The sequence below is a fragment of the Hyphomicrobium sp. genome, from assembly GCF_036262015.1.
In the GTDB taxonomy this organism is placed as follows: domain Bacteria; phylum Pseudomonadota; class Alphaproteobacteria; order Rhizobiales; family Hyphomicrobiaceae; genus Hyphomicrobium_C.
This window is the reverse complement of record NZ_DATAJR010000011.1, coordinates 85,472-108,856: the sequence shown is the minus strand read 5'-3', so window position 1 is coordinate 108,856 and position 23,385 is coordinate 85,472. Positions and strand designations below refer to the sequence as shown.

Here is a 23,385-nt window from a genome sequence, read left to right as displayed (position 1 = left end):
CTTTTTGGGCGCTTCGTCAGTCACCAGCCTTCTTGAACAGCGCGGCAGCAGCGCTTTCGTGGGCGCGCTTGCGGGCAAGTTCGGTTTTGACGCGTTCGATTTCTGCGGTGAACGCGGAAATCCGCGCCTCCAACTCCGCTACCGAGTGTGTTTCCAGGTTCTCGCCAATGCTTGCGACTTTCGGCGGCTTGGGTTTTTCGTCGTCCCAGTCCATGGCGGCGTTTCTCCATCGGTTTGGGACGAAGGTGTCATCTCCGTGGCTGCAGCTCAAGTCCCGCGCCGATTGCGCGGCTTGTGCCTGCCGGCTTGCTCGGGGTATTGGCGTTCATCCGGATTCTTCGAGGAGCCTTAGATGAACGCGCTGCCGGCAACGATGACTGCCATTGCCATTCAAGGCAAAGGTGGGCCCGAGGTGCTCGTCGCCGAGCAACGCCCGGTGCCTGCGCCGGGTGCAGGCCAAGTTATGATCAAGGTGGAAGCGGCGGGCGTTAACCGTCCGGACGTTCTTCAGCGCAAGGGGCTCTACCCAGCACCGAAGGGGCACTCGGAGCTGCCGGGTCTCGAGGTGTCCGGCACGATCGCTGCCGTCGGCAGCGGCGCGATGCGTTTCAAAGTTGGGGACCGCGTCATGGCGCTGCTGAACGGCGGTGGCTATGCCGAGTACGCGCTCGCCGAGGAGCCGGCGACGCTGCCGGTGCCACAGAATGTCTCGATGGTCGAAGCCGCGGCGATCCCGGAGACCTTCTTCACCGTCTGGCACAATGTGTTCGAACGCGGCGCGCTGAAGAGCGGCGAGTGGTTTCTTGTGCACGGCGGCTCCAGCGGGATCGGCGTCACGGCGATTCAGCTCGCGGCGGCTTTCGGCGCCAAAGTGATCACCACGGCAGGATCGGCGAAGAAGTGCGAGGCTTGCGTTGCGCTGGGTGCGACGCGCGCGGTCGACTATACGCAGGAGGACTTCGTCGAAGTCGTGAAGGCGCTAACGGAAGGGCGGGGCGTTGATGTCATTCTCGACATGGTTGGCGGTGACTATGTCGATCGCAATATTCGCTCGCTCGCCGATGATGGGCGGCTGGTCAACATTGGGTACCAGTCGGGCTCGAAGGTCACTGTCGACATGATGCGCGTGATGCTGAAGCGTCTGACGCTGACCGGGTCGACGTTGCGCATCCGGCCGACCGAGGTCAAAGGCACAATCGCGCGGGCCGTCGAAGCAAACGTCCTGCCTTTGATCGAGAGCGGAAAAGTCAAAGTACCGATCGACAGCACCTATCCCTTGCTCAAGGCCGGGGACGCGCACGCGCGCATGGAAACGAGCCAGCACATCGGCAAGATCGTTCTTACGGTGGGCAACTAAGCGCAGCGCTACCAGGCGAGCGCCGACATGGCGGCGATGGGACGACCGGCTCGGTCGGGGAACAGCTCGGCCAGCGTCTCTGGCGTCAGACCCGACGAGACATGGACGCCGCTGGCAATGAAGACGCTATCGATGCCGGCGGCCGCGGCCCCCTTGATGTCCGTTCGCAGTCCGTCGCCGATGGCGAGGATGCGCTCGCGGGGGATGGGCTTGCCCTTCAGCTTTTCGACGAAGGCGAAGGCCATGTCGTAGATCGGCAGGTAAGGCTTGCCGGCGTAGGCCACCTTGCCGCCGAGCTTTTCGAATTCGGTCGCGAGTGCGCCGGCGCAGTAGACGATCTGGGTTCCGCGCTCGACCGTGAGGTCTGGATTGGCGCAGATCATCGGCAGATTGCGGGATGCGAAGTCCGCCAAGAGCTCGGCATAGTCGGCGGGTGTCTCGATCTCGTCGTCGAACAGCCCTGTGCAGGATATGGCTTCGGCACTCGCTGCGTCCGAAAGGGTGACGCCCAAGTCGTCGTAGAGCGAGAGATCGCGTTCCGGGCCGAGGTGGAACACGGATTTGCCGGCGTAAGCGCCGACGAGGGAGCGCGCAGCATCGCCCGAGGTCAAGATAGCATCCCACGCAAAGCGCGGAACGCCGATGCGATCGAGCTGGACGGCCACACTGGCAGCGGGCCGGGGCGCATTAGACAGCAGGAGCACGGTTCCTCCGGCGAGGCGAAACCGGGTGCAGGCGTCGCAAGCCGAAGCGAACGGCGCCACGCCGTTATGGATTACGCCCCAGACGTCGGTGAGCCAGACGTCTCGCCCGGGAGCGAGGTCAGCGATCGAGGAGAGGATGGGAATGTCGAGTGCTGCGGGCGTTTCCATCTCGCATGCGTAGTCGCTGTGCCGCCATTCGGCAAGCGGTGTCCCTGCGGCCGGTTGGCCGCAGGGATGCGATTTCCGCTTCCTATTCGGCCGCTACGGTGGCCCTCGCCCGGGTGGCAACGACGTCGGCCCGAACGGGGCGGGCGCCGCCGAAGAGCTGGCCTTGGCCGAGCAACACCCCGAAGCCGAATACGCGAGCGAGCTGATCATCACTCTCGATGTGATCGACTACGAGCGTCAGCCCGTGCTGGGCGAGATGGCGGCAAACGTCGTTCGACGGGATGCGTCCGCTGGGGGCGGGGAGGCCTTCGAGGAACACGGTGGCGTCGAGCTTCACAAAGGCGAAGCCTTGTTCGGCGAGCGCCTCGAAATCCATGTCGAGGTCCGTGATAGCGGAGAGCGCAAACCGGAATCCGAGGGAGCGCATGTCGGCGAGCGAATCCCACTCCGGGGTTGAGAAGCCGCGCACATCCGTCTGCGTGAACGACAGCACAAGCTGGCTTGCGAGGCTTGAACGTTGGTGCAGCGTTTCGGCCAACTCGCCGAGGAAGTGCTCGTCTGCAATGGACTCGCCGCTGAAGGCCGAGAACACTGATCCACCCTTGCCGCGCTCATCGAGGCGACGGGCGACTGCGGCGGTGCGCGTGATGCGGACGCCGTCGAAGAGCGGCAGAAGCCCGGTGCCGCGCAGGTCGGGGCCGCCGTCAACGTCCAGCGGGTTGCCGTCTGCGTCGCGGAGGCGAACGCTGACCTCATAGTGACGGGTTTGCTGGTCCTCGAGTCCGAGGATGGGCTCGAGTGCCACATCGATGCGACCAGCAGAAATGGCGTCCGCCATGAGACGCGCGCGGGCATCCGAGGGCGACGTGGCTCGTGCTTGGTGCGGGCCACGAACGAACGGCGGGAGCGGCGGCGGTGCGGCGTTGCGGGGGGCGGCAGCCTCATGCTCGCCGAGGGCGGAGCGCATCGAGCCCGCGGTCATCCGCAGCGCGTCGATGGAGCGATCGACCGAGGATTCCGGCGTATTGGGACCGCGAGCCGGCAGCGGCGGCGGGGCAATGCCATTCGCCGTAGCCTGCTGAGCGCGGGCCTCCTGCTGCTCGGCTGCGTTGACCTCTTCCAGCAGCCGCTTGATGGCATCCTGAATAACCTCGACGTCCGCTTCGCGCGGCGCGCTGGACTGGTGGGGTGCAGGTGCGGGTCTAGCCGGGGGCATTTGATGAGAATTGGCCGGAGCCGTCGCCGCGCGAGCGGGAGCCGGACTCGGCACCGTCGGCTCAGGTGCGCGTCCGCCAGCGCGGCCAGTCACGAACGGAGGCAGCTTCTTGTCCTGCGTTGCAGCAGGGCGGAACGACCAGAAATCATCCAGGTCATCTGCATCTGCATCGGCGTTGCGAGCAGGCGCTTGTGGGTTAGAGGGAAGCGCGAGGCTCGCGGGCACGTGCCGCTCAGCCTGCCGCGCCGGAAGCGGCGGAGGCATAGCGGGAGCGGGTGTCTGCGAATTGATGGGTGCTCGCGCCCTGCCTTCGGGAGGCGAGGGCGGGGCCTGCAGCGGAGAAGGGGGGCGTGCGTTGCGTGCGGGCTGGCTTTGTGGCGCTGCGGCGCGCGGCTCATTTTTCTGACGGATGGGTTGGGAGCGCTTTTCCAGCATCTTTACGGGATTGAACGCCCCGCGTCCGCCGCGCCAGATGAAGGCGTGAACCGTGAGCAGAAGCAGATAGGCGGATAGAGCCGCAGTTGCGGCGGCAGGCCCCGGCAAGCCTGCGTGCTGATAAAGGGCTACAGCTCCGGCGCCGACGACCAAGCCCATAGCCACCACCACGACGGCCTGTGAGGCTTTCTGATTTCCCGTCATTATCTGCTCTTCCCCCATACTTGCAGACGCGGCACACGGACTCCGGTGCGAATCGCATGGTTGAGAGTCAGGCTCTTCGGCGACATAGGCAACGTGAAGGACCGGCGGTATCACCAGGAATTCGCGAGGCTGATAGATGGCTTAAGTCGAGCGTGGCGCGGATGCATCGACTTGTGTGTCCTGTTGTCACGGCATCTCGACGGAAAGACTTCAGGGGAAGGCCGCAAAGGCGCCACGAGCCAGCCAAGGCGCTACCCGAATCGGGGCGCCGTTTAGATGTCGTTAGGCGAATCGGCATGGTATCGTCGTGTCCGGGCCGCCTCTCTGTCCGGCGTACAAAGGAGACCTGCCCTGATGTTGATGAGCGTTGTCGCGCCCAGTTGCGAGTTTGTTGCGATGCCCGAACTTACGGGCGCCCGCGTTCTGATTACGGGCCTCACCTCGGCATCGGGTTTCGATGTCGCCCGGGCCTTTGTCGATCATGGCGCACGTCTCATCATTCAGTCGCCGGAGGACAGCCCAGAGATGACGGAGTTGGCCGCTGTTCTCGCGGAAAATTGCTCCGATCTCCGCCTTTTCAACACTCCCTTGGCTAGCGACGAGGACGCCGCCCGTCTGGTGCAGACCGCGGTGCAGGATTTCGGCGGCGTCGACGTGGTGATCAATTTCGCGTCAGTCGAAAGCAGTGCCGTGCAGCGCCTCGAGACCTATGAGGACGTCGAGACACTGGTCGCCGATGTTTTGAGCGTGCCGCTCTGCCTCACGCAGGTCGCGGCCAATCGGATGCGGCTGGTTTGGGTCGAGGGATCGATCCTCAACGTCGTACGCGTTGCCGACAAAACAGGCGGCCGCGCGATGATGCTAGCCGATATGCTGCGCTCTGCGCTCGCGGATCTTACGCGCGGACTTGCGCAAGATTGGGCCGACCAGGGTATTCGCATCAACGCCATCGCGCCGCCTTCGTCGGTTGCGTCGATGGGGGGACACGGTGCGGTTTCTGACGCAGATCTCGCTGCCGTCGCTCTGCAGCTCGCGAGCCGCAAGGGTCAGAGCGTGTCCGGCCATGTGCTCGATGCGGAAGGCGCTTCGCGGCGCTGGTGCTGATCGTCCGGGGGAGCCGGTTATTCCGCGGGAAGGGCTTCGCCGCCGGGCTCCGCCGTCCGGCGATGCGAGGATCCGATCATGCTAAGGACGGTCGGCACGACGTAGAGTGTCAGCACCGTGCCGAGGCTCATGCCACCGACGATTACCCAACCGATCTGTTGCCGGCTCTCGGCGCCTGCGCCAACCGCCAGGGCCAAGGGCACTGCGCCTAGAACCATCGCACCTGTCGTCATGAGGATGGGGCGCAATCGAAGGCTCGCCGCCTCTATGACGGCATCCGTCCTGCGGCGGCCTTCTGCCTCGAGCTGGTTCGCGAACTCCACGATCAGAATGCCGTGCTTGGTGATGAGGCCCACCAGGGTCACAAGGCCAATCTGCGAATAGACATTGAGCGAGCCGCCGACGAGATAGAGCATGCCGAGCGCGCCGCACATGGACAGCGGTACGGTAATCAGAATGATCAGCGGGTCGCGGAAGCTCTCGAATTGTGCCGCCAGCACGAGATAGATGAAGGCGAGCGCCAACACGAACACGAGCGCGAGACTTTGGCTCGAGGCGCGGTAGTCGCGGCTCTGGCCGTTGACGTCCGTCTGGACCGTCTTGGGAAGTACCTCGAGTGCCGTCTTCTCCAAATGATCCAGCACTTCGCCAAGCGCATAGCCGGGCGCGATATTCGCCGATAACGTGACCGAGCGCAGCTGATTGAAGCGCTTCAGCTCCTTCGGCGCGACGCTTTCGATCACCTTGACGATGTTGGACAGTTGGATCATCTCGCCGCTGGGTGAGCGCAGGAAGATCGTATCGAGCGCGGCGGGAGTCGAGCGATCCCGTTCGGCGAGCTGTACCATCACATCGTATTGCTCGCCGTTCATCTCGAAGCGTGTCACCTGGCGTCCGCCGAGCAGCGTTTCCAGCGTGCGGCCTACAACATTTACGTCCAGCCTGAGGTCGGAGACCTTGGCGCGATCCATCTCGAGGCGGAACTCCGGAGTGTTGAGCTTAAGATCCGTTTCGAGGCTCTCGAGACCGCCGTAGCCCTCAAGTGCTTTTACGAGCTTGTCCGACAGCGCTTGAATTTCCTCGTAGGTGCCCGACGACTGCAAGACAAACTCGACAGGCCGGGCGTTGCCACGCTGGCCGAAGGCGCCAGGGTTCTGGACGAAGGTCTGGGCGCCGGCGATCTGCCTCGTCTTCGGTGTCAGCTCTCGCGTGAGCTCTTGCTGCGTGCGTTCGCGCTCGCTCCAGTCCTTGAGAGGAGCGAAGATCAGGAAGCGAGACACTTCAGGATTGCCGTTGATGACCAGGCGCGACTTGACCTCGGGCAGGTCAGCGAGCAACTCGTCGGCCTGAGCGCTATAGCGGCTGATGTAGGCGAGTGTGGCGCCTTCGGGACCCGTCCCGCGGATGCGGAGGACACCGCGATCCTCGACGGGAGCCAGCTCGGCTTTGAGATTTGTAAAGAAGAAGTAGCAGGAGCCCGCGACGGCAACGGCAAGTAGCAGCACCACAGGCCGGTTTGCAAGCGCAATGCGCAGCGTTCGCCGGTAGCCGTTCTCAAGACCGGTCAGGAGGCGCTCGACAAAGAGGAAAGTGCGCCCAGGGTTCGGATTGTGACGCAGGAGACGCGAACACATCATCGGCGTCAGCGTCAAAGCGACGAAACCGGAGATGATGACTGCGCCGGCAAGCGTCAGCGCGAATTCGAGGAAGAGGCGGCCTGTCTTGCCTGGCGCGAAGGCGATGGGTGCATAGACTGCCGCGAGCGTCAGCGTCATGGCGATCACGGCAAACCCGATCTCGCGCGTGCCTTTGATGGCCGCTTCGACGGGCTTCATGCCGTGCTCGATATGGCGGTACACGTTCTCAAGCACGACGATGGCGTCGTCGACGACGAGGCCGATGGCCAGCACCATGGCGAGCAGGGTCAGCGTATTTACGCTGAACCCGAACATGAGCATCAGCGTAAACGTTGCGATCAGCGAAATGGGAATCGTGACGATTGGAATGAGCGAGGCGCGGAACGACCGTAGGAAGAAAACAATAACGAGAACGACGAGGAGAATGGCTTCGCCGATGGTGTGGTAGACGGCTTGGATCGAGCGCTCGATGAAGATGGAATCGTCGTTTCCAACGTCGGCCTGCATGCCGTTCGGCATCGATTGATTGATTTTCGGAAGCAAGGCTCGAACGGCCAGCGAGACGTCGAGCGGATTGGCGACCGCCTGTTTGATGACGCCGACCGCGATGGCTGTCTTGCCGCCCCAGCGGCTTTCGCGGCGTTCGTCGAATGCGCCGAGCTCGACCCGCGCTACTTCGCCGAGCTTCACCTGATGACTTCCCGACACCTTGATGACGATGTTCCGGAACTCTTCCGGTGTGACGAGGCCGGTGCGGGATAGAACGCTGAATTCGCGGTTTGCGCTTTCGATACGCCCCGAGGGCAGTTCGACGTTCTGTGCGCGTAGTGCAGTTTCTATGTCCTGAACGGTAAGCGCGAAGGCTGCAAGCCGTTCGCGGTCCACCCAGATGCGCATGGCGTAGCGGCGTTCACCGTAGATGGTGACATCGGCGACGCCATTGAGGTTCTTGAGCTGATCGACGACGAAGCGATCGACGTAATCGCTGATTTCGAGCGGGTTCAACACGGGGCTCGTGAAGACCAGCATCATGACCGGTTGGGCGTCGGCTTCGACCTTGGCGATGACCGGCTCGTCGATTTCATCGGGCAGGCGGCCGCGTACGCGAGACACGCGGTCACGCACGTCGCTCGCTGCCACGTCTTGATTGACCTCGGGCCGAAAGCGGACCGTGATGCGGCTGTCCTCCGATCGGCTGGAGGACTCGAGAACGTCGATGCCAGAAATGCCTGCGAGCGAACCTTCGAGGATCTGGGTGACCTGGGATTCGATGATCTTCGCCGACGCGCCCGGATAGCGTGTCTGCACGGAGACGACCGGTTCGTCGACGTTCGGATACTCACGCACCGTCAGGCGAGTGTAGGAAACTACGCCGAGCAGTACGATGACGAGGCTCAGCACCGTGGCAAAGACAGGCCGGCGGATGCAAAATTCGGACAGACCCATCAGGTGCCCCGCGCCCGCGTGCCGGGCGTGCTGCCGACGACGATTTCGACGGTACTGCCATCCTTCAGCTTATGCTGGCCCGCCGTGACCACAGTGGCGGCTTCTTCAAGTCCGTCGAGTACTTCGACCATGCCGTTGCTGCGGCTGCCGAGCGTCACTTTTGCCTCGATCGCTTGCCCGTTCCGGACCATGTAGACAATCTTTTCCTCGCCGCGGGGAACAATGGCGGCCTCGGGAATGACGAGTACGTTTCGTTTCACTTGCCCTTTGACGCGAATGCGCGCGAACAGGCCTGGCCGCAGGATCAGCTCCGGATTCTCGAGGCGGGCGCGGATGGAGAGCGCGCGGCCGTTGATGTCGATATGGGGGTCGATGGCGTAGATCGTGCCGGTGAAGGTGCGGTTCGGAAGCGCGTCGACGGCGATTTCGACGGTCTGCCCCGCCTTGACCTGAGACAGGTACAGCTCCGGCAGTTTGAAGTCGATCTTGAGGGTATCGATCTTCTCAAGATTGACGATCGGCTGGCCAGCCGTGACGTATGCGCCGGGGGAGACCTTGCGGATGCCCGCCACTCCGCTGTAAGGCGCGGTGATCGTATGTTTCGAGAGGCGAACCTTGGCGAGTTCGAGAGCGGCCCGCGAGGTTTCCGCATTTGTGGTCGCTTCATCGCGCGCACGCTCGGTCACATTGCCCGTCTTCGCCAGCGAGTTGGCACGCTCGAGATTTCCCTGCGCTAGGATAAAGCGCGCTTGAGCGTCATCGACTTCGGCCCGAGCGAGGGCGTCGTCGAGCCGGACCATCGTGTCACCGACCGCAACCGACGCGCCTTCGACGAGTGGAATTTCGGTAATGCGCCCTGCGATCTCGGATGTGATCTGAACGGATTCGTCGGATTGCAGCGTGCCGATGCCACGCAGGTCTTCGGTCGAGGTCGTCGTGATTGCGGTCGCCGCTTCAACAGCAACTCCGGCGGCCGGCCCGTCCGCCGCCCCGCCCTTCTTGCCTTCCGGCTTGGGCGATGGGGCACCTTGGGTGTCCTTTTGTGAAAGCGCCGTCGCGGCGACGCGCTGGACTTCGCCCCAGATTTTTCCGTCAGTTGCGTAATAGCCGCCGCTAGCCGCCAGAAGCAGCAAGGCACAGACCATCCAGACTTTCACCATGTCGGCACCTTAGCAGCTTGCGGGGCGATCTCGCGGCGGGGCTTGGAACGTCGAGATCGTCCGGCCAACGCTGAAAGCCAGCGATCACACTCGTTAAACGCCACAGCCGTTGTGATCCGTCGCATTTTCGCTGCGCCGGAAGGTACGGGGTGGCGTGAGCTTACGCCCGAAATATGGCAGGAGCTACTGCGGTCGGGGTGGTGCAGCCTGCTAGATTGGTTGTGTCGCACCGCGCCGGTGGCGGCGGGCGCGGGTTGCGGCGGCTGCGGGTTTGGCCCGCCGTCGGAGGGGTTGAGAGGAGGCCTGGCGGTCTCCGCCTTGCGGGGCTTCGGTCAGCCGTGTTCTCGCCGGAGGGGCAAGCTCGGAGATGGCCGGATCCTGGCCTTCGGCGGTTTTGGGTGCCGGTACCGGACCGTGGAATGGGACGAGATTGCGCGCGGGGGCCTTGGCGAGGATCGGCTGCAACTCCGCATCCAGTGTGGCAATCGGAACCACCGGTGCCTTGGCGCGCAGGTGTACGACCTTGAACCCCTTCGCCTTGAGGCCCGCCAGGATAGCCGGGAGCGCTTTGGCAGTCGGGCGCTTCAAGTCGTGGAAGAGGAGGATGCCGCCGTTACGGGCAGCCGTCAGCTTGAGCGTCCGGTCGGCGATACGCTGCGGATTGCCGATGTAGCTGTCGTCCGAGATGACGTCGACCGTGAAACTCGCGATGCCGCGTGATTGCAGATAGCCGAGGAGTTCGTCGCTGTCGTTCAGCCCCGGAAAGCGGAAGAACGGCGCGATCCCCGTGGCTGCCGCGAGGGAGACGGCCGCGAAGCCGCGCTCGATCTCATCCTTCGCCTTTTCGAAGCTCAGCCGGCGCAGATTGTTGGGATGCGACCAAGTATGCGTGCCGACGGTGTGTCCGCGCGCGAGAACTTCTTTCGTCATCTGCGGATACGAGAGGGCCATATCCCCGACGGAGAAGAATGTCGCCTTGGTGCAGAATTGATCGAGGGTGTCGAGGATCGGCTGGGTCACCCACGGCACGGGTCCATCGTCGAAGGTCAGCACGACTTCGCCGGGGGCGAGGAAACTCTCTTCCTTTTCTCGCTTCGTCACAGCCCCGAAGATCGGCCCGCCGGAGGTATCGACATCGATGATCCGGGACACGCCGAGAGCCTTGCTCGGGTCGGCGCAATCCGAAGCGGCGGAGGCTGTCGTCCAAGCAGCGAGGGCGCAAAAAAGCGCGGCCGAGCGTTTGATCAGCAAGCCCAAGAGGATCTCCCGTCGTCCGTTTCCAATCAATATTGGGGGGACTGTCGGTGATTTCCCAGGGGCCGATCAAGCGATACGGCCCGTGAAAGGTGATTTTTGGCTGCGAGCGCGACTTTTGAATCCCGGTCGCCGATATTACTGGTGACCGAAGGCTCTCAGCTGCCACGGATCGTTCGACGGATTGGCCCAGTCGAACGGCTTGGACGACGAGCGCTGTGCGGCTGGAGCCGACGACGGCTTGGCAGCAGGAGCGGCGGCCGGTGCCGCTTCGTCAGGCTCCGTGCCGGAAACCGGCCAAGTGGCGGCGCGCTTGGACAGCGGCGCGTTCGCAGCTGACTGCGCTTTTGCCTTCAGCGACTTCTCCGCGATCGCGTCGTACTCTGGCAGCGTCACAGGCGGGTTCTTGGGAACCATGTGCACGACCTTGTATCCGCGGGACTTCAGCTCGGCGAGGAGGCTCGCCAACGCGCCGGCCGTGGAGGGCTGGATGTCGTGGAAGAGAAGGATGCCCTTTTTCTCGCGGTCGAGCTGGGCCATCACGTTGCGCAACACGACTCCCGGACTCTTGGTGCGGAAGTCCTTCGAATCCACATGGATCCCGAAAATGCCGACGCCGCGACTACGCACGTAGGCCAGCGAGGACTTGCTGTGGGCGAGGTAGGGGAAGCGAAAGAAGGGAGCGATGGGTGTTCCGGCAGCCGCCGATACCGAGGAAAGTCCGAGCTCGAACTCCCGCTTCATCGCGTCTGCTCCAAGGTGGGACAAGTTTTTGTGCGACCACGTGTGTACGCCGATCGTATGGCCACGACGCGCGACTTCCTGGAGCGTGACCGGATCGGCGATCGCCATGCGCCCGACCGAGAAGAAGGTCGCCTTGGCGCACTGCTCGTCGAGAGCATCGAGGATCGGGAGCGTGTAGCGTCGCATTGGGCCGTCGTCGAAAGTCAGGACGACTTCGCCCGGCTCAAGGAACTTGGCTTCGGTCTTGAGGTACTGATCGCCGAATTCGGGCCCCGTTGTCGTGTCGATCTCAACCACGCGCGATACGCCGAGCGCATCGGCGTGTGAACACGTGTTTGCCGGAGCAGGCGGACCATAAGATGGGCGAAGGTCGGAGGTGCCCCCGGTGTTGACGGGTGGCGCGGCATCGATCGTGCCTTGGGCGGCGGATTGGGCGCGACCCGGCATGGAGTCGGATGCGGGCGTTTCGGCGAACGCCAACGACACGGCGCCGGCGCTGATCGCGAGCGACACCCCAAATGCCAGCCATGCGCACCGACTGGCGCCCATCGTCGATCTCCCTATGTCCGGGACCCCAATGTGGGCCTGGTGTCTTGCACATTGAAGCACGGTTCGTAAAAGGATTTTTATGTAAATTGCAACCCGTCTCACAACTTACCCTTTTTTGATGGTTCGGAGTGTCGCGGATGTGACGGCTATGCTAGCGCTGGCCCGCAATCTTGGCCTATCAACCTAATTTCTCCGCGGACACCGTGATGCAGCGGAGCCACGGTGTCGTGCAATGCGTCCCCAGGGCAATATCTTGGAGATCGAAGGCCAACATGGACGAGCAGGCTCATCCCGAGGCTGATGCCATCAGCGTTGCCGATCTGGTGCGTGATGTTGCTCTCGCGCTTCATGACGGCGAGGGTGCCCGTGCTGCGCGTCTGGTCGAGGATCAGCGTGCCCGCGACCTCGCCGACGTCATCGAGCTTCTGAGCCCCGAGCATCGTATCGCCCTCATTCAAGCCCTGGGCCCGGCTTTCGACTATGAAGTGCTGTCCGAGATCGACGAGTCGGTTCGTGACCAGCTTTCGGAAGCGCTGCCCAACGATCTCCTGGCCAAGGCCGTTACCGAACTCGATACCGACGACGCGGCCTACCTGATCGAGAACCTCGAACAGGAGGACCGGGACGAGATTCTCGCGCAACTCCCGCGCGGGGAGCGGGCCGCGCTCGAACGGCAGCTCGAATTTCCGGAAGAGTCCGCCGGCCGTCTCATGCAGAGCGACTTTGTGGCGGTCGCTCCCTATTGGACAGTGGGACAGGTCATCGAGCACGCCCGCGAGACGGACGATCTTCCCGACAGTTTCTCGGAGATCTTCGTTGTCGATCCTGCCTTCCGTGTGCTCGGAAGCGTCGAGCTTTCTCGGCTGCTGCGCACGAAGCGTGATGTGCCGATTTCCGAGATCATGGATCCGGATCTGCACGTCGTGCTCGCAACGGCCGACCAAGAGGATGTGGCGCGTCAGTTCGAACGGTACGACCTCTTTTCCGCGCCGGTCGTCGATCAGAGCAACAAGCTGGTCGGTGTCATAACGGTCGACGACGTCGTCGAGGTCATTCAGGACGAGGCCGACGAGGATATGAGGGCGTTGGGCGGCGTCGGTGACGAAAGCCTTGGCGACACCGTTGCGGGCATCGCGCGCAGCCGCATTCCGTGGCTCATCGTCAATCTCGGCACCGCCGTGTTAGCGTCGTTCGTTATCAAGCAGTTCGACGCCACCATCGCGCAGATGGTGGCTTTGGCCGTGCTCATGCCTGTCGTCGCCTCGATGGGGGGCAACGCCGGCACGCAGACCATGACAGTGACCGTGCGCGCCTTGGCGACCAACAAGCTCGGCTCGGCCAACGCGTCGCGCATCATCACGCGTGAAACGCTGGTCGGACTTCTCAACGGTCTTGTCCTCTCGATCGTCATGGCGACCATCGTGTTTCTATGGTTCGGCTCCGGACGTCTCGGTGCCGTGATTGGGGTGGCCATGGTGGTGAACCTGCTGGCCGCCGCGCTCGCAGGCATTCTCATTCCATTGACGCTCGATCGCCTCAAGCTCGATCCGGCGCCTGCGTCGGGCGTGTTTGTGACTATGGTCACGGACTGCGTGGGATTTTTCGCATTTCTGGGCTTGGCTTCGATTTTCCTGCTCAAGTAGCCAAGTGTCTGCATGACGTTTTGATGACTGGCGCGCGCAGTTTGCTGCTTGCGGGCGAGCGGCGAGGCGTGATTATCAAGGTCTCGACTCGCACAGGGGCCTCCGCTGCTAGCCATGATCCAAGAGAAGCGCGTCAAGCATCTGCGCCAAATCCTGCTGTGGCCTGTCTATTTGCTTCAGCTCGATGAGGATGCATCACTCCAAGATCACTGGGAGCAGCTGGAGAAACCCAGTCCCGACAACCCCTGGCACGAAGTGGACGATGAGTTCGGCGATCCGGCCGAGTTCCAGGCGCGCCACTACAACGAATTCGTTACGTTCCTACCGCCCGTTCAGCGGTTCCTATATGGCCAAGGCATTGGGCGCTCAGTCAGCAAGGTCTACGGGGAAAGTCCCATCCGCGTGATGCGGCGCACGGATGTGCAGGGGGCCCGGGTTACCCTCAACCAGGGCGATGAACCCATCAATCTCCGCGTCGCACACGTCGATCTCTATTTCTTCTTCGACATCGATGTCGCGATTCTCGCGGTGGAGGTCTTTGCCGACGACATCACTTTCGAAACTGCGCAGAACTTGATGTTCCGGTTCGGTCGCGCGTATCCGGCTTATTGGGATGAGAGCGGTCGCGGAGGCCACTGCCCGTGGAAAGTGGAGTGGCTGGCGGGGGATGGGCGCGTGCTTGCGGCGTCCGACTATGAAAACCGAGAAAAGTTCTTGGCGTTCGTTTGTCGGCACCGGGCCCCGGCAACTGCGGCGCATTGGGAGTTCCTCATGTCGCCGATGGTGCTTCATCATCGCGATGTGAAAGGGTTGGTGCGTTTCCGGCAGCTCGAATACTATCGGATGCCCTATATGGCCTACCTCGCGCTCGACAGGGCCGAGACGCTGTCGCGGTCGGATTCGATCCGCCTCGCGCTGGGCAATGAATCGGGCGAGGCATCGGCGCTGCCTTATGCGGAAACCTATCTCGCCGATTTCGAGACGCGCTACTGCTACGATCGCAATTTCGCATCAGGGGGAGAGAAGGCGGCGAGCGTTCGCTTTCACGCGTCCGGACATACCCTCGTTGTCACGGGCGATGCCTCCGACGATTTCTTCACCAGCTGCGATAGCGGACTTCTTTCTCGCTTCCGGCATCAGCATTTCCTGATGTTCTTGATCGCGCACTTCCAGAAGGCGGCACTGCATATGTTCTCGGATCGCCTCGTGGGGGCGATCAGCCGGCTTGATATCACGAACTCCAAGGCGAACCGGATCTTCCGCCGCGATATTCGCGCCGCGCACGAGAATTTCCTGAGGTTTGCGCACCGCTATTGGTTCCACAGCATCTCGAACCACGCGCAGGTGCGCGAGCTGTTCGATATGACCCGGCGCCATCTCAATCTCGACGACCTCTATGCCGAGGTTCGCGAAGAGCTGCAGGATATGGGAAATTTCCTGGAGGTCGAAGCGACCCGCAAGCAGAACGAGACCGTCGTGCGGCTCACCGTGGTCACGACCTTCGGTCTCGTCGGCACCGTGACGACCGGTTTCATCGGGATGAACCTGTTCGATTGGACGCAAGAGCCGGTGTGGTGGCGGATCATGGCGTTCTTTGCCGTGTTCGTTCCGACGGCGTTCCTGACCCTCTACACGGTCATGAAGTCACGGCGTTTGTCGGACTTCCTCGATGCACTTTCGGATGAACGCGTGACCTGGGTGCGCCGGGGACGCGCGTTAATGCGTGTATGGTTTGGCGGCTCACCGCCGCCGTAATCAGAACGCGCTTCAGCTCGTCGGAGCGTCCAGTTTGCGAGTCAAATTCTCGAACTCGCGGCGCAGCTCTTCGTTCTTGAAGATCTGCTCGAAGGTCGGCGCCTCGAGCTTCTGGATCGCCTCGAATGAGGTCGAGCTATCCCGCATGAGATTGCGCAGCTCGAGGCTCGCCTCCACAGTGTCGAAGGTATTGTCGGCGATGCGCAGGTCGTGTGTCGCTCGCGTACGAGCAGCGGCGATCTGCTCCCGCTGCTGTGTCAGGTAACGGCGATACCCCTTTGCGGCTTCCTCGGCCAGCTTCTGGCTTTCTCGGTTTGCATCCAGCGCACGCTTCTGGTCGGGGCGGTTCTCGGCGCGCATCAGCTCCTGGGTTTTGGCCTTTGCAGCCGCCAGATCCTTCAGGATGGCATCGAGCTTGGGCATGTATTGCGTGTCGATCTTGTTGATCGTCGCGTCCTGGGCATGAACCAGAAGCGCAAACAACGCAGCATGCATGGCAAAGTATTTGCGGGCCGCGCCGGGGCTTTCAGCCGTGGCCGTCATGAGCTTCGCGAGCTGACCGTCGATCAGCTTGGCCGCATGAAAGGTGGCGACGAGGCGGACCAGGTCACCTGAAAGCACGCCGTCGAGGAGCAGATCGATCTGGTCGGGCGCGAGGTCCACGCCGGACCTCGTAAGCGCGTCCTTGATCTCGCCCTTAGCCGCTACGATTGCCGCCTCGTTCTCCGTGATCCGCGTCTTGTGCTCAGTGATCTTGGAGGCGAGGCTGTCGACGGTGTCGGTCAGCACACCCGGCAGCATGGCCTCCTTCGGTGCCGTGAGCTGTTTTTCCTTCAGGGTGATGATGTTGCTTTCGAGGTCGCGGATGTTGCGGCGGTGACCTTCGATCCGCTTCTGCACCTCGACAACGGGGGCGTCGGTCACGATGCCGAGCGTTGCGTCGAGAAGCTTGCGAATGCGCGCCTCGCGATCCTCCTTCGTCTCGGTCCAGATGGGGGTGACTAGAAATTCGTCTTTGCCGGGAAGCTTCTTGGCTTCCGACCTTTGCTCGGCGACGTCTGCGAGCAGGCCATCAATGGCGGACATCAGCGCGCGTGCCTGCTCATAGCTCGGGTCGCCTTCACGCGGATCGCGCTCGACCTCTGGCGTAGGCGTGGCGGCTGACGGTGCTCCAACGCCCGGCGCGGCTGAAGGTGCTTGGCCGCCTTTCAGGAGATCTGCAATTCCATCCTTGCCGCCTATGGGTTCGGCGGTCGCTGGCAGGCTGACCGAAACAAGGACGAGAGCCGAGACAAAGCCGGTAAGTGTCCGGATTTTCCGTCGTGCGGCAGAGCGAGCGGGTGTCAATCGAGCCTCCATTCGGGCGGCCATGCAGCGCTGAAATTCCGGCAAATCGATGTTGTGGCGCGGTTTAACGGCCAGCGGCTGCCTGCGCGACGGCGGCCATGAGGGCAGGCGTGATCTGACGTGCGTCCGTCAGCGCAATCAAATGGGACATGGGCGCAGCGCCGCGAATTGCAAGTTTTGCCGTTTCCAACGGGACATCGGCCGGCTTGGACTTGAGATCGAGGCCGAGCCTCAGCTCTTTGGCGCTTATCGTCAGGACGGCAAAGCTCGCCGTGCCGACGCTGAAGACGATGGCTGAATCGAGCGGAGCCGCCACGACGCCCGGGACCGCCTTGCGAACTTCCGTCAGCACATAAACAGCGAGCGGACGGAAGGCCTTGGCTTTGGTGAGCAGCGCGTCGAGCGCGGTCGCGTCGGTTTGTGGCGCGGCTGGTGAGCGGCTCGGCGGAGGCGAAGGAGTGAGCGTCGGCGGCCTCGGCAACGGAGCAGGCACGGCAGGCTGTGGAGGCGGCGGCTCGACCGCCGGTACGAGGGGAAGTCGGGGAGAGCCCGGGTTGCGCGGCCGCGGCCGCGCGCTTGGACGCTCCACGCCATCGTAGATGGGCCGGCCGCCGTTATTGTGGATGCGCTCGATCCAGGACGCCTTGGAGAACATGAAGCCCTGACGGCGCAACCAGTCGATGATGTCGTTTCGGTGCGTCAGGCCCTGTGCCGCGATCGCGGCCATCCATTCTTCGAGCGTGCGGCCGGTGTCGGCCTTCAGCGTCTCGAGAAACTGGCGCTCCTTTTCGCCGTAGTCCGTACTCACGATGTCCCTCTCATCGACTCAAATCCAGCGCCTGGTCCGGGCTTTATAGTCCCGATAGGCGTCGCCGAATTGGTCTTCGAGATGGCGTTCCTCCGGGAGAATGGCGAGCCATGTGACGAGGAGGGCAAAGGGGGCCGCCAGGATCACAAACCAGATGTTCTGAGTGATTTCGGCCAAGCCGAAGAGGATCAGGATATCAGCGATGTAAATGGGATTGCGACGAAAGCGGTAAGGGCCGTCGGTCACCAGGTGGGTGGCGGCCTTGTCGGGCAAAAACGTCGTGCGGTGGCGGTGCAACGTCCAGCCCGCCCAGAAAAGAAGGGCAATTCCCAGCACTCCAAGTCCCCGCCCGACGAGATGGGCCATGAGGTCGTTTTTGCCCGGCCAGGGCAGGGGTGCTGCATAGCCGAGGGCCAACGCGCCCACAAAGACCGCCGCTAACAGGATGGGGGGCCAGGGAACCGTCGAGGGGGGCGGAGAGCCAGGTGCCGGTATATTCGCCATGATGTCCGAACTTGTCTGCCGCTCCGGGGACAGTATGCAAACGATCTTCTACGGTTACCGGGCTCGGGAGGCGCAATCAAATGGGTATGTCGCAGCGTCAGCCACACTTTTATCCGTAATCGGCATTACGAGCCTGCTCGCGGATTCAGCCGGTTCAAATCCGGTTCATCATCGGCCGTGTACCGGTCGATCCGCACGGTGTTCCAAGGAGGAAAGTTCAATGAAGTCCAAGTCCGCATTCACCCTCGCACTGACGGGCCTCGTCGCAATGGCAGGCGTTGCGGCAGATGCTCAGGCGGCGACCAACTACGGTTGCTTCAAGGTGACGACATCGAGCCTCAACATCCGGGCCCGGCCCTATAGCACTTCGGACGTCATCGGGGTCGCGAACAAGGGGGACATTCTCGAGAAGCGCAAACTCTTCTGCACGCCGCGTGGCTTCTGGTGTGCAATCCGCAAGGGCTCGCTCGAGGGTTATGCGGACAAGGCCAACATGCGCAAGATCAACTGTCCATAAGCCTCGCGGATGCCGTTCGGTCTATCGAAAGTCCTCGCGCTGATGGCGCAGCCGTCGACACTTTTCGTCCTCTGCATTGCGGGCGGACTTTGGATGATGCGGCGCGGTACCGCGAGCCGGCGTGCCCGCTGGCTCGTCGGCGGCGGTATCCTTGCATTGCTTCTCGGAGGGCTGGGGCCGCTTGGCAACTGGTTCGTGCTGCCGCTCGAACAGCGGTTTGCCTCGGTACCAGCTCCCGGACCGGGCGACCGCGTGGACGGAATCATCCTGCTCGGCGGGTTTGAAGATGGATGGATCTCGACAGGGCGCGGCGGCTTAGGTCTCAACGAGGCGGCGGAGCGTGTGACGGAAGGATTGCGTCTCGCGCTTCGCCACCCTGAAGCCAAGGTCGTGTTCACGGGCGGTGTCGGAGGATTGCTCGCGCGGAATGTGGAGGCGGCCAGCGCTGTCGCGGCATTTCTCGTTGATGCCGGAGTTGCGAAAGAGCGGCTCGTCCTCGAAGACAAGTCCCGCAACACTTACGAAAACGCCGTCTACACGCGTGAACTTGTCAAACCAGCGGAAGGCGAGCGCTGGTACCTCGTCACGAGCGCCTATCACATGCCGCGCGCGATGGGCCTTTTCCGCAAGGCCGGCTTTGACGTGATTGCTTATCCGGTCGACTACCGGACGCGCGGGCCGGTCGACCTCACGCGCCTCTTCGAACGCATTCCGCAGGGTCTCATGCGCCTCGATCTCGGTGCCAACGAATGGCTGGGACTGATTGCCTATCGCGCGCTGGGCCGTATCGACGAGCTGTTTCCGGGTCCCTGACGCGATCAGGATTTGTTCAGGCGTCTCGTGCGCGGCGGATCTTTGGCGTTTGGATCGAGCTCGGCATTGAGATCGAAGTTGGCGCAGTTTTTCTCCGCGAGCCTCTGATTGAAAGCTTCGAGCTGGGCGCGGTCGCGCGCGTAGCGTCCCTCAGGATCGGTCCCTTCCTTCGAGCCACCCATGACCGAAGTGGTTGTCGATTGAATGGAGCGGGACAACGCAGTCGTCTGGTGGCGGGTCTGATAGTCACGGATCTGGACGATGCGAACAGCCATACGTCCCGTGAGCTTCTTGCAATCGAGCGCCAACTCGTCGGGCTTCATCTGATATCCCGAAGCGGGCGGAAGCCGCGTTACGGTTTCGGCAACGGGTGTCACGGGGGCTGCCAGCTCGCCGCTTTGTGAGGCGCACGCGCCAAGAGCCAGCGCCGCGAGCGCCGCAAATCTCTTGGGTCTGGCAGGGTTGTGCATGGCTAACCGGGTTGCCGTGGGGTTGTCCTATGGTACCCAGTCGGCCGATTCCAAGGAATATCTTCAATAGCGGCAGGAGAAAGGCTTGATATGCGCGTGGGTTGACCCCGGTTACTGTGACGCGGTACCCCTCGATGTCTGAAGTGTGGGGCCACTTCTGGACCCCATTTTGAGAGGCATGCATGACCTTCAAGTCGATCGCTGGTGTTTTTGGTGCTTTGGCTTTGGCCAGTGCTTTGTCTCTCGCTGCTGGCGTTGGTGCGCGAGCTGAGGATGTGGGCGACGACAGCCTTCCCAAGACCTTCAAATGCTCTTTCACGTCGGGTGCGTCGTGGAGCTACGACGCGGGCACCTTCCAATCCAAGCCGCCCAATCCGCTTGCGTTCAGCATCGAGGATATCGACCTCGAAAAGCAGTCTGCGACTCTCAAGACCCAGCCGGACGGAAAGAGCGGTAAACTCAGCGTGGTGCGCGCGATCAACGCCAACCACTTTCTAGAGGTGGTCAACGAAGGCTTCCTCAACCTCACGACGATCTACGACAAGGATACGACGGCCGGGAAATATCCGGCGGTGCATTCGCGGCACTTTGGGCTCTTGGGGCAGCCGGTGTTTGGCCAGTATACAGGCTTCTGCACCGCGGAGTGATCAGGCCCTACCTTTCGACTGGATTGCGAGATGACGCTCCACATCGTCAAGCTCTGTGTCGGAGCCGATTCAATTGAGGATCTGGCGGCGTGGCAGAGCGCACGTCTCAAGGAGCAAAAAGCCAAGGGTGAGAAACCCCGCATTTTTCATGCAACCCTTCAGACGCCGAAGCGGCAGCAGGAGCTCGACGGCGGGTCACTCTACTGGGTGATCAAAGGAACGATCCAGGTGCGCCAGCGACTGATCGGCTTCGAGGAAGGCAAGAAGGACGACGGGAGCCCGTGCTGCCTGATCCTTCTCGATCGCAAGTTGATCCCCGTGCGGCCGGTTCCACGCCGTGCGTTTCAGGGCTGGCGTTATCTCACAGCAGATGATGCGCCCGCGGATCTCGGGAAAGCGACGGCTGATTTGGCGGCCATTCCGCCGGAGATGCGCCGTGCGCTCACCGAGCTGGGGCTTATCTAACAACAACAAGCAATGCTGAGGACCTTAATGGGACGTCCCACGCTGACGCGCATCGTTCGCGAGCTGCCCAATCTCGTGCCGTTCGTCGGACCTGAGGCGCAAGAACGCGCGCGGGGACGCGCTTTTGTTGCTCGTCTTGGCGCCAATGAAAGTCTTTTCGGGCCGAGTCCGTTAGCTGTGCGCGCAATGGCCGACGCGGCAGCGGAGAACTGGAAATACTCGGATCCTGAAAGCCACGACCTGCGGGAAGCCGTTGCGCAGCACCACGGAGTTGCCGCGGACAACGTGGTGATCGGCGAAGGCATCGACGGGCTGCTTGGGCTTGCTGTAAAAATTGCCGCCGATCCCGGCACGGTCATCGTGACCTCGGACGGTGCCTATCCCACCTTCAATTTCCATGTCTCGGCTCAAGGGGCCACGTTGGTTCGCGTGCCTTTCCGGGACGACCGGGAAGATCTGGACGCACTGCTGGCGGCGGTGCTGCAGACGAACGCCCGTGTCTTGTACGTCTCCAATCCTGACAATCCGATGGGGTCATGGTGGCCTGCCGCCGCTCTCGACCGGCTCATTGAGGCCCTTCCCGACGGTGTTCTGTTGCTATTGGACGAAGCGTACTGCGACACCGCGCCTGCCGATGCGATCCCGGCGATCGATGTCACCAATCCACAGGTGCTGCGCCTGCGTACCTTCTCTAAAGCGTATGGGCTTGCAGGCGCGCGGATCGGTTACGCGATTGGCGACGCCGAATTGGTCGCCGTTTTTGATAAGGTGCGTAACCACTATGGAATTAATCGCGTCGGACAGATTGGGGCCCTAGCAGCCCTGCAGGATCAACCCTATCTTCAGCTTGCGGTCGACAAGATCGATCGCGCGCGTAAAAGGATATCGGAGATTGCCCGCAGCAACGGGCTTCATCCGCTCCCATCGGCGGCCAACTTTGTCACCATCGATTGCGGGGCGGACGGCGCGTTTGCGCGTGCTGTGCTGGACGAGCTGTTGGCGCGGGATGTCTTTGCTCGCAAGCCGCAAGTCGTGCCGCTTGACCGGTGCATCCGGATCTCCTGCGGCCGGGATGAGGATCTCGCAGTCTTCGCAGACGTTCTACCGGATGCGCTCAAAGCCGCGCGTGAGCGGGTGCACAAAAAATAATTGAACCGATCCCCGCCTTGGAGACTCAACTTTCGTGGATATACTCATTCGTGCAGCCGAGGCCGACACGAGCGGCACAACGGCAGGTGAACAAGGAAGGGGAGACTGATGCTGAAAGCCGCACAGGGCCTGTTTCTTTCTTTGGGGTTTGGAGCACTCCTGCTCTCATCGGCGATCGTGCCTGCCGAGGCGGATTCGCCCGGTCTGGCAGGATCGTGGAGGGGCGGCGGAACGGTCACGTTCAGCTCAGGCTCGTCCGAGCAGGCACGCTGCCGGGCAACTTTCAGCCCGAGCGGAAAATCCGCGTACGATGTGAGCGCGACGTGCGCCACGCAGTCGGGGACCGTTTCACAGACGGCGTTCGTTCGGGGTTCGGGAAGCAGCTATCGCGGTACGTTCTACAATCCGGAATTCGATACGTCGGGCAAGATCTCGATTTCCGTCAGCGGTCGCAGCCAGGTCGTGCGGCTAACGAGCAGCAAGGGCTCGGCGGTGATCCGGCTATCCCGGAACTAAGGCCAGCGGCGAAGGGCCGTCCCTAGGAACACCCACTCCGGTGTGACGAGTTGCTCGCCCACGGGCAGCGTGTACCAGGGCGTACCGTCCTGAGATTTCGGGTTTTTGAGGATGTGCATGTCCTGCGCCGGCATGTAGCTCTGCAGCAGCAGGAAGCGTTTCTCACCGGTCGCCTTGTTCTCGACCATGTCAGTCACGAGCACCGCGTGGCCGGGGAAGCCGCCTTTGATGAAGACGTCGCCGATAGCGATGTCGTTCGGTGCGACCTTCTTCAGTTCGCGCTCGAGCGAATAGGTGCCGGCGTAGGCAAACACGAGATCCATGTACTTGCGGAGTGCCGCGTGGTCGGTGCCGCGTGAGGCGGAGAAGCGGCGGCGCTTGCCGTCCGTGTCGTTGAAGGCAATCTCCTTGTCGCGGCCGAGGCTGTAGAGCCACTCCGCGCGGAGCCGCATGACCGCATCGGCACACTGCTGCAGGTCGCGTTTGCCGATGTCGATATCGATGACCGCGACGTGCACGTCCTGGCGCCATTTTGGCTTGCCGGTGTAGGTCATGACCTTTGCGCCTTCGGGGCGCATCGGAAGGCCGCGCAGCCAGGCGGCGAAGGAGCCCTCCGGTACTGGAGTTCGCTCGAAGCCCGGAGGTGGTGCGATGCGCTCCGCAAGGGCTGGTGGAGGCGAAGTTGGCGACGGCAGCCAGCCGTACGGCGCACGAGCGAATGCCGTGCCGCACAGTGTTAGAGCCGAAGCGATAATAAGAAGACCGAGGCGCAT

Annotated in this window: 22 protein-coding genes; 10 read left to right on the top strand and 12 right to left on the bottom strand. The window is 62.5% G+C overall.

Annotation, left to right across the window (positions count from 1 at the left end):
• Positions 1–16: 16 nt before the first annotated feature.
• Positions 17–214 carry a DUF1192 domain-containing protein gene (locus VHO05_RS19900; protein WP_329648377.1) on the bottom strand — a complete coding sequence of 66 codons (198 nt, stop codon included), beginning with the start codon at positions 212–214 and terminating at the stop codon, positions 17–19.
• A 138-nt stretch (positions 215–352) separates the two neighbouring features.
• On the opposite strand from VHO05_RS19900, the gene VHO05_RS19895 reads away from it, so the two are divergent.
• Entirely contained in the window at positions 353–1,357 is a 1,005-nt protein-coding gene (locus tag VHO05_RS19895) for an NAD(P)H-quinone oxidoreductase (RefSeq protein ID WP_329648376.1), read from the top strand.
• Positions 1,358–1,365: 8 nt separating this feature from the next.
• On the opposite strand, the gene VHO05_RS19890 is transcribed toward VHO05_RS19895, so the two are convergent.
• Together VHO05_RS19890 and VHO05_RS19885 are read right to left on the bottom strand one after the other, a co-directional pair.
• Positions 1,366–2,229, bottom strand: coding sequence for a TIGR01459 family HAD-type hydrolase (locus VHO05_RS19890; RefSeq protein WP_329648375.1), 864 nt, complete (start codon positions 2,227–2,229; stop codon positions 1,366–1,368).
• 82 nt (positions 2,230–2,311) lie between these two features.
• Positions 2,312–4,084, bottom strand: coding sequence for an EAL domain-containing protein (locus VHO05_RS19885; protein ID WP_329648374.1), 1,773 nt, complete (start codon positions 4,082–4,084; stop codon positions 2,312–2,314).
• Positions 4,085–4,438: 354 nt separating this feature from the next.
• Here VHO05_RS19885 and VHO05_RS19880 point away from each other — a divergent pair, with 354 nt between their 5' ends.
• Positions 4,439–5,188: an SDR family NAD(P)-dependent oxidoreductase gene (locus VHO05_RS19880; protein WP_329648373.1), complete on the top strand. Its 750-nt coding sequence runs from the start codon at positions 4,439–4,441 to the stop codon at positions 5,186–5,188.
• Between the two features lie 17 nt (positions 5,189–5,205).
• On the opposite strand, the gene VHO05_RS19875 is transcribed toward VHO05_RS19880, so the two are convergent.
• The 4 genes from VHO05_RS19875 to VHO05_RS19860 all read right to left on the bottom strand — a co-directional run bounded on the left by VHO05_RS19875 (position 5,206) and on the right by VHO05_RS19860 (position 11,978).
• On the bottom strand, positions 5,206–8,271 hold the full coding sequence (locus VHO05_RS19875; RefSeq protein WP_329648372.1) for an efflux RND transporter permease subunit: 3,066 nt from the start codon (positions 8,269–8,271) through the stop codon (positions 5,206–5,208).
• Positions 8,271–9,431, bottom strand: a complete 1,161-nt coding sequence (locus VHO05_RS19870; RefSeq protein WP_329648371.1) for an efflux RND transporter periplasmic adaptor subunit — start codon at positions 9,429–9,431, stop codon at positions 8,271–8,273. Before VHO05_RS19870 ends, VHO05_RS19875 begins: the two co-directional genes overlap by 1 nt.
• 210 nt (positions 9,432–9,641) lie before the next feature.
• A complete protein-coding gene (locus VHO05_RS19865) occupies positions 9,642–10,688 on the bottom strand; it encodes a polysaccharide deacetylase family protein (protein ID WP_329648370.1) in 1,047 nt (348 codons plus the stop codon).
• A 135-nt stretch (positions 10,689–10,823) separates the two neighbouring features.
• Complete coding sequence (locus VHO05_RS19860) at positions 10,824–11,978, bottom strand: polysaccharide deacetylase family protein (RefSeq protein WP_329648369.1); 1,155 nt, start codon at positions 11,976–11,978, stop codon at positions 10,824–10,826.
• A gap of 272 nt (positions 11,979–12,250) precedes the next feature.
• Here VHO05_RS19860 and mgtE point away from each other — a divergent pair, with 272 nt between their 5' ends.
• Together mgtE and VHO05_RS19850 are read left to right on the top strand one after the other, a co-directional pair.
• Complete coding sequence (gene mgtE, locus VHO05_RS19855) at positions 12,251–13,621, top strand: magnesium transporter (RefSeq protein WP_329648368.1); 1,371 nt, start codon at positions 12,251–12,253, stop codon at positions 13,619–13,621.
• Between the two features lie 114 nt (positions 13,622–13,735).
• Positions 13,736–15,376, top strand: coding sequence for a CorA family divalent cation transporter (locus VHO05_RS19850; RefSeq protein WP_329648367.1), 1,641 nt, complete (start codon positions 13,736–13,738; stop codon positions 15,374–15,376).
• Between the two features lie 12 nt (positions 15,377–15,388).
• Here the strand turns inward: VHO05_RS19850 and VHO05_RS19845 are convergent, their stop codons facing one another.
• The 3 genes from VHO05_RS19845 to VHO05_RS19835 all read right to left on the bottom strand — a co-directional run bounded on the left by VHO05_RS19845 (position 15,389) and on the right by VHO05_RS19835 (position 17,957).
• On the bottom strand, positions 15,389–16,723 hold the full coding sequence (locus tag VHO05_RS19845) for a hypothetical protein (RefSeq protein ID WP_329648366.1): 1,335 nt from the start codon (positions 16,721–16,723) through the stop codon (positions 15,389–15,391).
• Between the two features lie 64 nt (positions 16,724–16,787).
• Complete coding sequence (locus VHO05_RS19840) at positions 16,788–17,531, bottom strand: DUF5655 domain-containing protein (protein ID WP_329648365.1); 744 nt, start codon at positions 17,529–17,531, stop codon at positions 16,788–16,790.
• Positions 17,532–17,549: 18 nt separating this feature from the next.
• Positions 17,550–17,957, bottom strand: a complete 408-nt coding sequence (locus VHO05_RS19835) for an isoprenylcysteine carboxylmethyltransferase family protein (protein ID WP_329648364.1) — start codon at positions 17,955–17,957, stop codon at positions 17,550–17,552.
• A 298-nt stretch (positions 17,958–18,255) separates the two neighbouring features.
• Here VHO05_RS19835 and VHO05_RS19830 point away from each other — a divergent pair, with 298 nt between their 5' ends.
• Both VHO05_RS19830 and VHO05_RS19825 read left to right on the top strand, forming a co-directional pair.
• Entirely contained in the window at positions 18,256–18,552 is a 297-nt protein-coding gene (locus VHO05_RS19830) for an SH3 domain-containing protein (protein ID WP_329648363.1), read from the top strand.
• A gap of 9 nt (positions 18,553–18,561) precedes the next feature.
• Positions 18,562–19,365 carry a YdcF family protein gene (locus VHO05_RS19825; RefSeq protein ID WP_329648362.1) on the top strand — a complete coding sequence of 268 codons (804 nt, stop codon included), beginning with the start codon at positions 18,562–18,564 and terminating at the stop codon, positions 19,363–19,365.
• Between the two features lie 5 nt (positions 19,366–19,370).
• Here the strand turns inward: VHO05_RS19825 and VHO05_RS19820 are convergent, their stop codons facing one another.
• Positions 19,371–19,835, bottom strand: a complete 465-nt coding sequence (locus tag VHO05_RS19820; protein ID WP_329648361.1) for a hypothetical protein — start codon at positions 19,833–19,835, stop codon at positions 19,371–19,373.
• Positions 19,836–20,017: 182 nt separating this feature from the next.
• Here VHO05_RS19820 and VHO05_RS19815 point away from each other — a divergent pair, with 182 nt between their 5' ends.
• The 4 genes from VHO05_RS19815 (at position 20,018) to VHO05_RS19800 (ending at position 22,612) form a co-directional block, all read left to right on the top strand.
• Positions 20,018–20,482: a hypothetical protein gene (locus VHO05_RS19815; protein ID WP_329648360.1), complete on the top strand. Its 465-nt coding sequence runs from the start codon at positions 20,018–20,020 to the stop codon at positions 20,480–20,482.
• 30 nt (positions 20,483–20,512) lie between these two features.
• Complete coding sequence (locus VHO05_RS19810) at positions 20,513–20,947, top strand: DUF1489 domain-containing protein (protein WP_329648359.1); 435 nt, start codon at positions 20,513–20,515, stop codon at positions 20,945–20,947.
• 27 nt (positions 20,948–20,974) lie between these two features.
• Positions 20,975–22,096 carry a pyridoxal phosphate-dependent aminotransferase gene (locus VHO05_RS19805; RefSeq protein ID WP_329648358.1) on the top strand — a complete coding sequence of 374 codons (1,122 nt, stop codon included), beginning with the start codon at positions 20,975–20,977 and terminating at the stop codon, positions 22,094–22,096.
• Positions 22,097–22,204: 108 nt separating this feature from the next.
• Positions 22,205–22,612 carry a hypothetical protein gene (locus VHO05_RS19800; RefSeq protein WP_329648357.1) on the top strand — a complete coding sequence of 136 codons (408 nt, stop codon included), beginning with the start codon at positions 22,205–22,207 and terminating at the stop codon, positions 22,610–22,612.
• On the opposite strand, the gene VHO05_RS19795 is transcribed toward VHO05_RS19800, so the two are convergent.
• A complete protein-coding gene (locus tag VHO05_RS19795) occupies positions 22,609–23,385 on the bottom strand; it encodes a DUF4846 domain-containing protein (protein ID WP_329648356.1) in 777 nt (258 codons plus the stop codon). The two genes, VHO05_RS19800 and VHO05_RS19795, sit on opposite strands and share 4 nt — an antisense overlap.

Excerpts from the sequence above, each read along its gene's own strand:
- VHO05_RS19885 (WP_329648374.1), bottom strand. The coding sequence starts at position 4,084 with ATGACGGGAAATCAGAAAGCCTCACAGGCCGTCGTGGTGGTGGCTATG.
- VHO05_RS19825 (WP_329648362.1), top strand. The coding sequence starts at position 18,562 with ATGCCGTTCGGTCTATCGAAAGTCCTCGCGCTGATGGCGCAGCCGTCG.
- VHO05_RS19870 (WP_329648371.1), bottom strand. The coding sequence starts at position 9,431 with ATGGTGAAAGTCTGGATGGTCTGTGCCTTGCTGCTTCTGGCGGCTAGC.
- VHO05_RS19805 (WP_329648358.1), top strand. The coding sequence starts at position 20,975 with ATGGGACGTCCCACGCTGACGCGCATCGTTCGCGAGCTGCCCAATCTC.
- VHO05_RS19895 (WP_329648376.1), top strand. The coding sequence starts at position 353 with ATGAACGCGCTGCCGGCAACGATGACTGCCATTGCCATTCAAGGCAAA.
- VHO05_RS19890 (WP_329648375.1), bottom strand. The coding sequence starts at position 2,229 with ATGGAAACGCCCGCAGCACTCGACATTCCCATCCTCTCCTCGATCGCT.
- VHO05_RS19810 (WP_329648359.1), top strand. The coding sequence starts at position 20,513 with ATGACGCTCCACATCGTCAAGCTCTGTGTCGGAGCCGATTCAATTGAG.
- VHO05_RS19860 (WP_329648369.1), bottom strand. The coding sequence starts at position 11,978 with ATGGGCGCCAGTCGGTGCGCATGGCTGGCATTTGGGGTGTCGCTCGCG.
- VHO05_RS19800 (WP_329648357.1), top strand. The coding sequence starts at position 22,205 with ATGCTGAAAGCCGCACAGGGCCTGTTTCTTTCTTTGGGGTTTGGAGCA.
- VHO05_RS19820 (WP_329648361.1), bottom strand. The coding sequence starts at position 19,835 with ATGCACAACCCTGCCAGACCCAAGAGATTTGCGGCGCTCGCGGCGCTG.
- VHO05_RS19850 (WP_329648367.1), top strand. The coding sequence starts at position 13,736 with ATGATCCAAGAGAAGCGCGTCAAGCATCTGCGCCAAATCCTGCTGTGG.
- VHO05_RS19900 (WP_329648377.1), bottom strand. The coding sequence starts at position 214 with ATGGACTGGGACGACGAAAAACCCAAGCCGCCGAAAGTCGCAAGCATT.
- VHO05_RS19875 (WP_329648372.1), bottom strand. The coding sequence starts at position 8,271 with ATGGGTCTGTCCGAATTTTGCATCCGCCGGCCTGTCTTTGCCACGGTG.
- VHO05_RS19830 (WP_329648363.1), top strand. The coding sequence starts at position 18,256 with ATGAAGTCCAAGTCCGCATTCACCCTCGCACTGACGGGCCTCGTCGCA.
- mgtE (WP_329648368.1), top strand. The coding sequence starts at position 12,251 with ATGGACGAGCAGGCTCATCCCGAGGCTGATGCCATCAGCGTTGCCGAT.
- VHO05_RS19795 (WP_329648356.1), bottom strand. The coding sequence starts at position 23,385 with ATGCGCCTCGGTCTTCTTATTATCGCTTCGGCTCTAACACTGTGCGGC.
- VHO05_RS19815 (WP_329648360.1), top strand. The coding sequence starts at position 20,018 with ATGACCTTCAAGTCGATCGCTGGTGTTTTTGGTGCTTTGGCTTTGGCC.
- VHO05_RS19880 (WP_329648373.1), top strand. The coding sequence starts at position 4,439 with ATGTTGATGAGCGTTGTCGCGCCCAGTTGCGAGTTTGTTGCGATGCCC.